Origin of the sequence: Lentzea aerocolonigenes (assembly GCF_000955955.1) — a bacterium.
GTDB lineage: Bacteria > Actinomycetota > Actinomycetes > Mycobacteriales > Pseudonocardiaceae > Lentzea > Lentzea aerocolonigenes_A.
The window spans coordinates 23585-34861 of the sequence record NZ_JYJG01000273.1 but is presented as its reverse complement, the minus strand read 5'-3'; the positions used below and the strand labels follow the sequence as shown (position 1 = coordinate 34861).

Sequence of the window (11277 nt, the reverse complement as noted above, 5' to 3'; positions counted from 1 at the left end):
TGTATAAGAGACAGTCGCCACCTCGTCGCTGAAGTCCTGCCGCGCCTCGCCGATCGCCCGCACCAGGTCCTGGTCCAGCGAGTCGAAGTAGGGGTTGTCGATCAGCGCGACGGCGTCGTTGTACTGCCCGGCGTCGTCGGCCTCGCGGATGCGCTGGTGCACCTGCTGCCACTGCCGGAAGTGCCTCATCGCCTGGTCCACGGCCTCCGTGTTGTCCAGCCGTTTCGCCTGCTCCAGCTGCCCTTCCAGCTTCTCGGACACCTCGACGAAGTTCTTCTCGTACGCCTGGCCCGCACCCCGCGCGACCAGTGTCAGCGTCTCCTCGCCGCGTGCGGTCAGGGTCGCGATCCGCGCCTGCGCGAGCACGTCCACCTTCTCCGACGCCGTCCGCGAGTCCGCCACGTCGTTGATCACCAGCACCGACACCGTGGTCGCCCACAGCAGCGACAGGCCCGCCGCCCCGGTCGCGATGAGCAGGCCGATGTTGAGCAGCCGGTTCGTCTTGCGGGTCAGATAACGCTGGGTGAGGACCAGGGCGATCACGAACGCCAGCGCGACGCTCATCGAACCCCACGGGAAGTTCGCCTCGTGCTGCGCGCTCACGACCCGGTCCGTCTCCGCCCGGTACAGCTCCTGTGCCGACGGCAGCAGCTCGGTGCGCATCAGCCCGGACGCTTCCCGCAGGTACGCCGCGCCGACCGGGAAGCCTTGCCGGTTGTTCGTCCGCGCGGTCTCGATCAGGCCCGTGTAGACCGGCAGCTGCGCGGCCAGCGTCGCCGTGAGGTCGGGGGAGGAGGCGGTGGCCACGGAGAGCGCGGCTTGGGCCTGGGCGATGTCGGCCTCGTAGCGATCCCGCAGCTGAGGAGGCTCCAGACCGCCGGACAGGAACGCGCTCGCGGCCGTCGCGTCCGCGTCCTGCAACGCCCGGTAGACCTCCTGCGCGGCGTGCGCGAGGGGTTCGGAACGGGTGGCCAGGTCTTCGAGCGCCTGTTCCTGCCGGTTCACGCTCCACGTCGTCAGCGCGCCGCTGGCCAGGCTCGCGATCGCGAGCACCAGGATGATCAGGCTCAACCGGCCCGGTGTCGACCGCGCGAGACCGGTGACCCGGCGCACCAGCGCCTGTCGCGGCTGCGAGTCGATCACCACGAGCGGGCCTCCCTGTGGCGGTTCCGGTCACGCGACCTGTAGATCGTCACCACGCCGCGTGGCGTAACTGTAGGCACCTGTGCGGCACCGCGTGGGAATTGGCGCCTCATCCTGTGAGGTGTCATCAGCCCGTAACTGTGGAGATCAGCTTCGGCGCCCGTCAGGAGTGGTCCCGACAGGCGCCGAGCAGACCTGTCAGGGATGGTTGAACGGGATGTTCTTCGTGCAGTACGTGACGCGGTTGTTGATGTCGGTCACGCTCACCACGATCACCACGCGCTGGCCGTTGACCGTGGCGAACACGTTGAGCGGGTGGCTGTCGTCGATGAACACGTCACGCTGTTCGTCGTCGTCATCGTCGTGGAACACCAGGAACACCCGGCCTGCTCGGCCGGGCAGCAGATCGGTGAGGCCCGGTCCGGTGACTCTGATGTTCCAGGCGTGGACGGGCTGCAGGGTCTTGGCGTAGGCCTGGACGCGGTCGCCGCAGTCGCCCGGCGGTGGCATCCGCGGCCTAGCCCACCGCCGATCAGGTGATCAGCTCAGGACGGGTCCGCGTGCTGGACGAGCCCCAGAAACTGCTGGGAGAGCGATGCCGCCCGCGTGATGTGCTCCTCGAACTCGTCCAGCACGCGCGCCGCGGCTGGATCGAGGTCCGCACCGGCGCGAACGCGGCGGGCGACGTCGATCCCGGAGAAGGCGAGCATCGTCATCACCCCGCTGAGGATCTCGGCCTCTTCGCGGCTCGCCGGTCCTTCCGCCGAGGTGGCGTCGTGGAGGTACATCAGCGCCTCCAGGATCCTGCGCCGTCCGTCCTTCGTGATCGGCTCGTTCGTCACTGCGGCTCCCCCTGTCGTGCGGCGACCAGCTGGCCCACCCCGCCGAGAATCATCTCCAGACCGAACTCGAACGAGTGCTCCGGGCTGAACGCGCTCTGGTGCGCCTCACCGACCGCACCGCCCACCCGTGCCGCGACGGGGTAGCGCGCCGGGTCGAACACGGTCATCAGGAACGGCGCCGCCGCGTCCCACCACTGCTGGTCGGTCAGCCCCGTCTCCTGCTCCGTGAGCGCTGCCGCCGTGAGACCTCTTGCCGAGGTCTGCACGTGGCCCAGGACGAGGTTGAGCACCGAGTCCATCTCGACATCGGTCAGGCCGATGCCCTCCAGGCCGCGCAGCTCGAAGTCGTACTTCGCCGCCACCTGCGGGCCCAGCACCGTGCGCGACGGCGCGACCTGCAACAACCACGGGTGCTTGCGGTACAGCGCGAGGTTCTCCCGCGCGACGTACATAAGGTGTTCACGCCAGCCCTCGGTCTCGGAGCGCCCGGTCACGGCCTGGACGGTGTCGACCATGACGTCGATCAGCTCGCCCTTGCCGGGCACGTAGGTGTAGAGCGACATCGTGCCCACGCCCAGCGACTCGGCCACGCGCCGCATCGACAACGCCTTGAGTCCGTCGGCGTCTGCGAGCTGGATGCCCGCCTGCACGATGCGGTCCACGCTCAGGTCGGGCTTGCCCTTGCGCGAGACCCGCTCCTGCGTGCGCCACAGCAACGCCAGCGTCCGCGCCGGGTCACCGCTGCCCGTGTGTTCGATCACGAGCACGACCCTACCGTACCGTATGGTGTACGGTACATGGTATGTTCGGCGAGCTGCGTGGAAAAGCCCTGTTCGAAGCCTTACCCGACGCGCTGAACGACACCGGTTACTGGGGAGTGGCCACCGCGACGGCGCTCAACCTCGTCGCGCGCGGCCGGATCGTGCCGAGCGTGACGGAGGACGGCCGCGACACCTGGCGCATCGGACCGCTCGACCATGCCGATGAACTGCACCTGCGGCAGCTCGCGGCCCACGGCGACTACGACGAGCTGCGGGCGTTCCTGGACGCCGTGGCGGACGTGCTGCCCCGTGGCGGTGCGGATGGCCCCTTCGCCGCTGCCGAGCCCTGCCACGTCCCGGAGTTGAAGTCGTGGGCGGACGAGCAGGTCGAGCTGTCGTTGCGCATCGAGACGACCGACGACCTGCGGCTCCGGGCGATCGTCCAGGTCAGGGCCGTCACCGACCCCTACCCGCGGGACGTGCGCGGCTCCGGTCGTGAGCTCGACGCGATCCGGGCGATCGGCCGCTCCACCTGGCCGCCGTTGCAACGGCTGCTCGACCAGGCCGACCTGGCCGACGACGAGGTCGCCGAGCTGCTCGAGACCGACATCGAGGTCCACTGGCCCAAGAACCTGACCACGACGTTGTCCGCGCGGGCCGTCATCGGCGAGCCGAGCGGCCAGTTCAAGGCGGACGACCTGCTGACGTTCAACTGGCAGCTGGCGCTCGGAGGATCCGCGCTGACCGACGCCGAGATGGACGTCATCGCCGAAGCGAGCCGGCCCGTGGTGCGGCTGCGTGACCAGTGGGTGCTCGTCGATCCCGCGCTGAAGAAGAAGGCCAGGCAGCAGCTCAACCCGATCACCGCTGTTCAGGCCGTGACCGCGGCGCTCGCCGGCGTGGCGGTCGTCGACGGCGAACAGGTCGAGGTCGCTCCGCACAGCCTCACGACGGCGATCGGCGCGATCCCCGAGATCCCGGCGCCCGCCGGCCTGCAGGCCAAGCTGCGCGACTACCAGCTGCACGGGCTGAGGTGGCTCGCGCACATGACCTCGCTCGGGCTCGGCGCGTGCCTCGCCGACGACATGGGCCTCGGCAAGACCATCACGCTGATCGCCCTGCACCTGCAGCGGCGGCACGAGAACCCGACGCTGGTCGTCTGCCCGGCCTCGCTGCTGGGCAACTGGGAACGCGAGATCCACCGGTTCGCGCCCGGCACGCCCGTCACCCGCTACCACGGTCCACAACGGACTCTCGCCGCCGAAGGCATCGTGCTCACGACCTACGGCACCATGCGCCTGGACGCGGAGACGTTGCGGAACCACGAGTGGGGCATGGTCGTCGCGGACGAAGCCCAGCACGTCAAGAACCCGCACTCCGGCACCGCCAAAGCACTCCGTTCCATCCCGGCCGGCGCGCGCGTCGCGCTCTCCGGCACCCCGGTGGAGAACTCGCTGTCCGAGCTGTGGTCCATTCTGGACTGGACGACACCGGGCCTGCTCGGGACGCACCGCGCGTTCCGCACCCGCTGGCCAGAACCCGACGGCACGCTCGCCAAGGTCGTCCGGCCGTTCCTGTTGCGCCGCCGCAAGTCCGACCCCGGCGTCGCCCCCGAACTGCCTCCGAAGACCGAGACCGACCTGCCCGTCTCGCTCACCACCGAGCAGGCGGCGTTGTACGATGCGCTGACCAGGGAGACCCTGGAGCAGATCGCGGCCAGCGACGGCATGGCACGCCGAGGTCTGGTGCTGAAGCTGCTCACCGGACTCAAGCAGATCTGCAACCACCCCTCGCACTACCTCGGCCACCCCGCGCTGCAGGGCACGTCCGGCAAGCTCGAGCTGCTCGACGAACTGCTCGACACGATCGTCGCCGAGGACGGCTCGGTGCTGATCTTCACCCAGTACGTCGGAATGGCCCGGCTGCTCGAACAGCACATCAAGCAGCCCACGCGTTTCCTGCACGGCGGCACACCCGTTCCGCGACGCGAGCAGATGGTCGACGACTTCCAGCAGGGCCGCGCACCTGTGTTCCTGTTGTCCCTGAAGGCCGCCGGTACCGGTCTCAACCTCACCCGCGCCGACCACGTGATCCACTTCGACCGCTGGTGGAACCCCGCCGTCGAGGACCAGGCCACCGACCGCGCCTACCGCATCGGCCAGACCCGCCCGGTCCAGGTCCACAAGCTCGTCACCGAAGGCACCGTCGAGGAACGCATCGCCGCCCTGCTGCAGGAGAAGCGCTCGCTTGCCGACGCCGTCCTGCACGGGGGAGAGGCCGCCTTCACCGAACTGACCGACGCCGAACTCGCCGAACTCGTCCAGCTCAGGAGCCAGTGATGACCGCACGCGGTTTCTCCGCGTTCCCCAAGGTGAAACGCCGCGTCGCCACGACGTGGTGGGGCAAGGCCTGGGTCCAGGCCCTCGAGGACACCGCGCTCGACAACGCGATGATCCGCCTCGGCCGCCGCTACGCCCACGCCGGCGTCGTCGGCCCGATCACCGTCAGCCCCGGCCGCCTGCACGCACCGGTCCACGACGCCGGAGCCGTCCACAGCACCACCGTGCAGGTGCCGGTGCTCTCGGAAGTCCAATGGGGACGGTTCCTCGACCGCGTCGCCGAACAGCCCGGCCACGTCGCCGCCTTGCTGGACAACGACATGCCCCGCGATCTCGTGGACGCCGCCGCGGAGTCCGATGTGGACCTGCTGCCCGGCATCGGCGACCTCGACCCCTCCTGCGACTGCGAGGGCTGGGAGCTCCCGTGCCGGCACGCGGCCGCGCTCGCGTTCCAGGTCGGCTGGCTGCTCGACGCCGACCCGTTCGTCCTGCTGCTGCTCAGGGGAAAACCGGAACAAGAACTCCTCGACGCGCTGCGGTACCGCGTCGCCGGGCCCGTCGGCACCAGAACACCTGTGGTGGTTTCGCTCGAACCCGCAGCTCAGCTACCCGCGCGTCCCGGACTTCCGGCCACCACACCTGTGGTGCTCGCGGTCGAGCCACCACCCGGATTCGACGCGGCGGACCTGACCGCACTGATGGAGATCGCCGCGATGAGAGCACGCGCGTTGCTGCGTTCGGGCATCCTCGAGGAGTGATCACCGAGAAGCAGAAGATGTTGACCGGGCAGCTGTACCAGGACTCCGACCCCGAGCTGGTCGCCGAACGCCGGCGCTCGCAGCAGCTCGTCGACGAGTTCAACGCCACCCGCTCCCACGCGGTCATCGAGAAGCTCCTCGGTTCGATCGGCGCGGGCTCGTGGGTCATGCCGCGGTTCCAGTGCGACTACGGCTACCAGATCCACCTGGGCTCCAACAGCTTCCTCAACTACGACGCGATCCTCATGGACTGCGCCCGGATCACCATCGGCGACGACGTCTCCATCGGCCCGCGCGCCCAGCTCCTCACCGCGCTGCACCCGATCGAGGACCACGAGGCCCGCCGTCAGCGCTTCGAGACCGCCGCGCCCATCACCATCGGGAACAACGTGTGGCTCGGCGGCGGTGTCATCGTCTGCGCGGGCGTCACGATCGGCGACAACGCGGTGATCGGAGCCGGTAGCGTCGTCACGCGCGACATCCCGCCGCGCGTGCTGGCCGTGGGCAACCCGTGCAAGGTGATCCGTGAGCTATGAGCGTTCCTCGACCGAACCGCTGATCCTGCTCGGCCTGACCGCGATCGCCCTGGTCGCGTCCGGCATCAACCCCTACAGCCGCGCGACCTGGTACCTCGAAATCGCGCCGGTTCTCATCGGCGGGGCCGTGCTGATCGCGACGTACCGGCGCTTCCCGCTCACGCCGCTGCTCTACCGGCTGATCTTCGTGCACGCCCTGGTGCTGATCCTCGGCGGCCACTACACCTATGCCCGCGTGCCGCTGGGGTTCTGGGCGCAGGACCTGTTCGACCTCGCGCGCAACCACTACGACCGGTTCGGCCACTTCGTGCAGGGCTTCGTGCCCGCCCTGCTCACCCGTGAGCTGCTCTTGCGCCGCACTCCGCTGCGACCGGGCGGCTGGCTGTTCGTGCTGGTGGTGTCCGTGTGCCTGGCGTTCAGCGCGTCGTACGAACTCCTCGAATGGGCGTCGGCGGTCATCGGGGGCTCGGCCGCGGACGACTTCCTCGGCACCCAGGGCGACGTCTGGGACACCCAGTGGGACATGTTCATGGCGCTGCTGGGAGCGCTTGCCGGGCAGCTGACGCTGTCCCGGGTGCACGACCGGCAGCTCGCGCGTGAGCTTTGAGCAGGCCATCACGCACGTCGCCGCGCTCTCGAACAGATCGAATTTCACGCGAAGGGCAGGGCCCCGCCTCGCACGGTTCGGCTACAGGTAGGTCGCGGCCAGCTGCCGCACCACGTCGGTGATGTGCGCGCGCAGCTCCGGCGGTGAGAGCACCTCGACCTCGCCACCCATCCGCAGCAACATCCCGGCCGCGTGCCCGATCGACTCGATGGGGATCGTCACCCGCACCCGCTCGCCCTCGTCCACCGCGGACTCCGCGGCCGCCCGCGCGACCACCGGCAGGACGTTCGACGCGAACGACTCGAAGCCACGCGCCGTCAACCGGATCACCGCCTCGCCGGTGTACTGCCGGGCCTGGAACTCCTCCAGCGACGCCGCCCAGTGCTCCGCCAGATCGAACCCGCCGGGACGCTCGAACGTCGTGTCCAGCACCGTGACGGCCTGCATCTGCGACACCCGGTACGTCGAGATCCGCGACGAGCCCTGCGCCACGAGGTACCAGCGGCCCGCCTTCAGCACGAGCCCCAACGGCTTCAGCGTCCGCGTCACGTCCTCCGGTGCCTGCCACCGCCGGTAGGAGACCTCCAGGCATCGCGAATGCCACACCGCGTCCGCCACGAGCTCCAGGAACGGCGAGCGTTCCGGGTCGTAGTACCAGGCGGGCGCGTCCAGGTGGAACCGCGACGCCATCCGCGAGGCCCGGTCGCGCATCGACGACGGCAAGGCGGCCATCAGCTTGAGCTGCGCCGCGGACACCGCGTCCCCGAGCCCCAGATCCGCCGCCGGACCCGGCAACCCGGCCAGGAACAGCGACTCCGCCTCCTGCTCGGTCAGCCCGGTCAGCCGCGTGCGGTAGCCGTCGAGCAACTGGTACCCGCCCGCCGGTCCCGCGTCGCCGTACAAAGGCACGCCGGCGCCGTGCAGCGACTCCACATCGCGGTAGATCGTGCGGACCGACACCTCCAGCTCGTCGGCCAGCGCCTGCGCGGTCATCCGCCCCTTCGTCTGCAACAGCAGCAGCAAGGACACCAACCGGCTCGCACGCATGGGAAGACACTGCCACAGGTTGTCAGGGATAGCTCATATGTTCGACGCATGGCTTTCTACGACAAGCACCTGGCGGTGAAGGAACCGCTGGTCATCGCGGGTCGGCACGTCAAGCGCTACGAGGTCGTCACGCCCGGCCTCGAGATCACCGACGACATCCGCGGGGCCGCCTACGCGTTCCTGCCCACGATCTACCCGGACTTCGACGACCCGACGCCGCCCGCCACGGTCACGGTGCTGCACCGCAGTGCCGCGGGCATGTACCTCAACGCCTACAACTGGGTCTGGGACAACGTCCTGCACTGCCGCACCGCCGTGTCCGGTGACCAGCCGTTCCTCGGCTCGACCGATCCCGACCTCACGCATTTCAGCGTCATCCCCAAGGACCTCATCGGCTGCGTGTGGGAGCTTCCGCCGCTGTCGTACGAGCGCGACGCGTGGGTGCGGCACGTGCTGGAGCCCGACGAGCCGGACTTCGACTCCTACCTCGAGGACACGATGGCTCCGGGGCTGGTCGGCCGATGACGGACGACTGGCAGGGCGCCCCGTCGAAGTGAAAATCGGGTGGACGGGGTGGTTACGGTCGCAGACATGACCACCCCGGAGTCCGTTGTGCGCGTGCTGGCTGAACCGTCGAGGCTCAAGGCGTTCGCCGCCGTCGTCCTCGGCGCGGGAACGCTCGCCGACATCGCCGCCACGTCCGGGCTCAAGGCCAAGGACGCCGGCATCGCACTGCTCAAGCTCCGCGAGGCCGGCCTGGTCGAGGGCGACCCGGCCCGGCCGGCCGACCTCAAGCCGCTCGCCGCCACGCTCACGGAGTCCATGCCCGCCGACGGGCTCGCACCCTTCGTGCGCGGCGACAAGCTGATCTCACTGCCGGTCTCGTACGAACGCCGGCGCAAGATCCTCGAGCACGTCGCGTCGAACGCCTTCACCCCGCAGACGTACTACGAGGAGAAGGAAATCAACGAACGGCTCCAGGCGTGGTGCGACGGGGGAGAGATCGACCACGTCACGATCCGCCGGTACCTCGTGGACCTGGGGCTGCTCGAACGCGGCGGCGGCCTCTACCAGGCCCAGCCCCTGCCGATGTAGGGCATGGTCGTGGCCATCACGGTCATGAACTGCACGTTGGCGTCGAGCGGCAACCGCGCCTGGTACAGCACCGCGTCGGCCACGTGCCGCACGTCGAACGTCGGCTCCGGCTTGGTCTCGAAGTTCGCCTGCAGCACGCCCTGACCCATGCGCGCGGTCATCTCCGTCGCCGCGTTGCCGATGTCGATCTGCCCGCACGCGATGCCGTAGGCCCTGCCCTCCAGCGACAACGTCTTGGTCAGCCCGGTGATCGCGTGCTTGGTCGCGTTGTACGCCACCGCGTGCGGGCGCGGCACCGACGCCGAGATCGAGCCGTTGTTGATGATCCGGCCGCCACCACCGGTCTTCATCACCTTGAACGCCTCACGCGCGCACAGGAACGCACCCGTCAGGTTCACCCCGACGACCTTCTCCCACGCGCTGAGGCTGAACTCCTCGATCGGCGTGGCCCGGACGTTCGTGCCCGCGTTGTTGAACAACACGTCCACCCGGCCCCACTTCGCCACCACCGCCTCGAACAGCGCGACCACCGAGTCCTCATGCGACACATCGGTTGGTACAACGAACGCAGTGTCGGGAAAGCCGTCTCCCGTCTCCTGCAGGGCGTCCTCACGACGCCCTGCCACGGCGACCTGGAAACCCGCCGCCAGCAGGGTTCGCGCCGCCGCACGACCCACGCCGGAACCCGCTCCTGTCACGACCGCGACCGCCATCGGTGATCTCCCCTCGATTCAGCGATTGCCCTCAGTGTCCCGTGTGGAGTAATTACCTTGCGTGGAGTGCGAAGAGGACACCTGCCTGCTCTGCGCGGGCTCGGGCACGATGTCGTGGCAGCAACCCGTTCCCGGCCCGGAAGGCCTTGTGCTGCACGAGATGTCGCACCCGTGCCCCCGTGGTTGCTCTGGCTGGTGGAAGCTCCCGCACGGCGACCGCGGAGGCATCGTCCCAGGTGTTGTCGCAGGCAATGTGGCCCGTGCCAACGAGATTCCGGCCGCACCGTCCACCCCGGCCTGATCACCGAGCGTGAACGATGGGGGTCACCCATTATTGCCGCCGGGGTCCCTGCTTGGCGGCTGCGTCCACTCGGAGTAGAGGCGGACACTGATCCTCTGTGAAGGAGTGCAGCCGTTGCCATGGTTCTGGGCTCAACGAGGACCGGACCGCCTGCCGTGTGTGCGGTGGGATCGGCCAGGTCCCCGACCGGTAGCCGTGGCTATTTCTTGGTCATGAGAGTCGGGCCGAGGATGCGCCGGGCGATCCTCTTGGCCAGCGACTTCGACTGACTCGCGGACGCGGGCTTCGCTGCCACGGGCGCCGGGGCGGGCGTGACCGGCGTTGCCGGTGCTGTCGCCGGTGCTGTGGCCGGCAAGGTCGGTCCCTCGATCATGATCTTCGCGAACACCTGGGTCTCCGGCTCTGCACTGCCGGACTGCTGCTGCTCGATCGGCACGCCACGATCTTGCCATCGCGCTCACCCACGCCTGCGACGAGGGCCTACCGACCGGTATGTGCGTGACGGCCGTCACGCAGCACACTGTGCGTTGGCGGCCCCAGGCGGAGTGTGATGACTGAGACGACCGAGCGCGCGGACGTGGGTCCGCCGCCGGACGCGCACCTCTGGGACCAGATCGCGAAGGGCGACCACGCCGCTTTCGCCGAGCTCTTCGAACGCCACGCCGAGGCGGTGTGGAACTACGCCTACCGGCTGACCGCCTCCTGGTCGCAGGCCGAGGATCTGCTGTCGGCGACGTTCCTGACGGCGTGGCGCAAGCGCGGCGAGGCCCAGTTGGTGCGCGACTCCGCCCTGCCCTGGCTCTACACGGTGACGGCGAACCGCGCCCGCACGGAGTGGCGGGCGTCGCGCAGAGCGTTGCGGCTGATCGGCAAGCTGGTCCCGCAGGACGAACGCGACCACGCCGACGAGGTCGCCGCCCGCACCGACGCCCAGCGCCGTCTCGCCGCCGTGGTGGCCGCCATCGCGAAGCTGCCGCACTCCGAACGCGAGATCGCCCAGCTCTGCCTGCTCGGCGACGTGTCCACCGCCGACGCGGCCACGCTGCTCGGCATCACCGAGTCGAGCGTCCGCGCCCGCGTCTCCCGCACCCGCGCCCACCTGCGCCACCTGACTCCGGAGGACACCTGGTGATCA

At 69.4% G+C, this 11277-nt stretch carries 15 protein-coding genes; 8 read left to right on the top strand and 7 right to left on the bottom strand.

Going from position 1 to position 11277, the window contains the following annotated elements; all coding sequences use genetic code 11:
- The 4 genes from UK23_RS31690 to UK23_RS31675 form a co-directional block, all read right to left on the bottom strand.
- Positions 1-1146, bottom strand: a 1146-nt coding sequence (locus UK23_RS31690; protein WP_052685233.1) for a hypothetical protein, incomplete at its 3' end; no start/stop codon positions are given.
- A gap of 195 nt (positions 1147-1341) precedes the next feature.
- Positions 1342-1653, bottom strand: a complete 312-nt coding sequence (locus UK23_RS31685; RefSeq protein WP_045315362.1) for a hypothetical protein — start codon at positions 1651-1653, stop codon at positions 1342-1344.
- 35 nt (positions 1654-1688) lie between these two features.
- On the bottom strand, positions 1689-1985 hold the full coding sequence (locus UK23_RS31680) for a hypothetical protein (protein ID WP_045315361.1): 297 nt from the start codon (positions 1983-1985) through the stop codon (positions 1689-1691).
- Complete coding sequence (locus UK23_RS31675) at positions 1982-2746, bottom strand: TetR/AcrR family transcriptional regulator (protein ID WP_196777967.1); 765 nt, start codon at positions 2744-2746, stop codon at positions 1982-1984. The genes UK23_RS31680 and UK23_RS31675 overlap by 4 nt, the downstream gene beginning before the upstream one ends.
- 41 nt (positions 2747-2787) lie before the next feature.
- Here UK23_RS31675 and UK23_RS31670 point away from each other — a divergent pair, with 41 nt between their 5' ends.
- The 4 genes from UK23_RS31670 to UK23_RS31655 are packed head-to-tail and all read left to right on the top strand — an operon-like array spanning position 2788 to position 6986.
- Positions 2788-5085, top strand: coding sequence for a DEAD/DEAH box helicase (locus UK23_RS31670; RefSeq protein WP_045315360.1), 2298 nt, complete (start codon positions 2788-2790; stop codon positions 5083-5085).
- Positions 5085-5843, top strand: coding sequence for an SWIM zinc finger family protein (locus UK23_RS31665; protein WP_045315359.1), 759 nt, complete (start codon positions 5085-5087; stop codon positions 5841-5843). Before UK23_RS31670 ends, UK23_RS31665 begins: the two co-directional genes overlap by 1 nt.
- Before the next feature lie 17 nt (positions 5844-5860).
- Positions 5861-6379: a sugar O-acetyltransferase gene (locus tag UK23_RS31660; protein WP_045315372.1), complete on the top strand. Its 519-nt coding sequence runs from the start codon at positions 5861-5863 to the stop codon at positions 6377-6379.
- Positions 6369-6986: a DUF2238 domain-containing protein gene (locus UK23_RS31655; RefSeq protein ID WP_231114770.1), complete on the top strand. Its 618-nt coding sequence runs from the start codon at positions 6369-6371 to the stop codon at positions 6984-6986. Before UK23_RS31660 ends, UK23_RS31655 begins: the two co-directional genes overlap by 11 nt.
- 81 nt (positions 6987-7067) lie before the next feature.
- Here the strand turns inward: UK23_RS31655 and UK23_RS31650 are convergent, their stop codons facing one another.
- The gene (locus UK23_RS31650; RefSeq protein WP_045315358.1) at positions 7068-8033 is read right to left on the bottom strand and encodes a helix-turn-helix transcriptional regulator; all 966 of its coding nucleotides are present in this window, start codon (positions 8031-8033) and stop codon (positions 7068-7070) included.
- Between the two features lie 48 nt (positions 8034-8081).
- Between UK23_RS31650 and UK23_RS31645 the strand changes: the two genes are divergently transcribed.
- Both UK23_RS31645 and UK23_RS31640 read left to right on the top strand, forming a co-directional pair.
- Positions 8082-8558: a hypothetical protein gene (locus tag UK23_RS31645; RefSeq protein ID WP_045315357.1), complete on the top strand. Its 477-nt coding sequence runs from the start codon at positions 8082-8084 to the stop codon at positions 8556-8558.
- A 66-nt stretch (positions 8559-8624) separates the two neighbouring features.
- Positions 8625-9128 (top strand): DUF2087 domain-containing protein, encoded by a 504-nt coding sequence (locus tag UK23_RS31640; protein ID WP_052685232.1) that lies wholly within the window; start codon positions 8625-8627, stop codon positions 9126-9128.
- On the opposite strand, the gene UK23_RS31635 is transcribed toward UK23_RS31640, so the two are convergent.
- Positions 9101-9841 (bottom strand): SDR family oxidoreductase, encoded by a 741-nt coding sequence (locus UK23_RS31635; protein WP_045315355.1) that lies wholly within the window; start codon positions 9839-9841, stop codon positions 9101-9103. The genes UK23_RS31640 and UK23_RS31635 overlap by 28 nt on opposite strands.
- A gap of 61 nt (positions 9842-9902) precedes the next feature.
- On the opposite strand from UK23_RS31635, the gene UK23_RS52035 reads away from it, so the two are divergent.
- On the top strand, positions 9903-10142 hold the full coding sequence (locus UK23_RS52035) for a hypothetical protein (protein WP_156213518.1): 240 nt from the start codon (positions 9903-9905) through the stop codon (positions 10140-10142).
- Between the two features lie 199 nt (positions 10143-10341).
- Here UK23_RS52035 and UK23_RS31630 read toward each other — a convergent pair whose 3' ends face one another.
- Positions 10342-10578, bottom strand: coding sequence for a hypothetical protein (locus UK23_RS31630; RefSeq protein ID WP_045315354.1), 237 nt, complete (start codon positions 10576-10578; stop codon positions 10342-10344).
- A 114-nt stretch (positions 10579-10692) separates the two neighbouring features.
- On the opposite strand from UK23_RS31630, the gene UK23_RS31625 reads away from it, so the two are divergent.
- Positions 10693-11274, top strand: a complete 582-nt coding sequence (locus UK23_RS31625; RefSeq protein WP_045315353.1) for an RNA polymerase sigma factor — start codon at positions 10693-10695, stop codon at positions 11272-11274.
- Positions 11275-11277 lie beyond the last annotated feature (3 nt).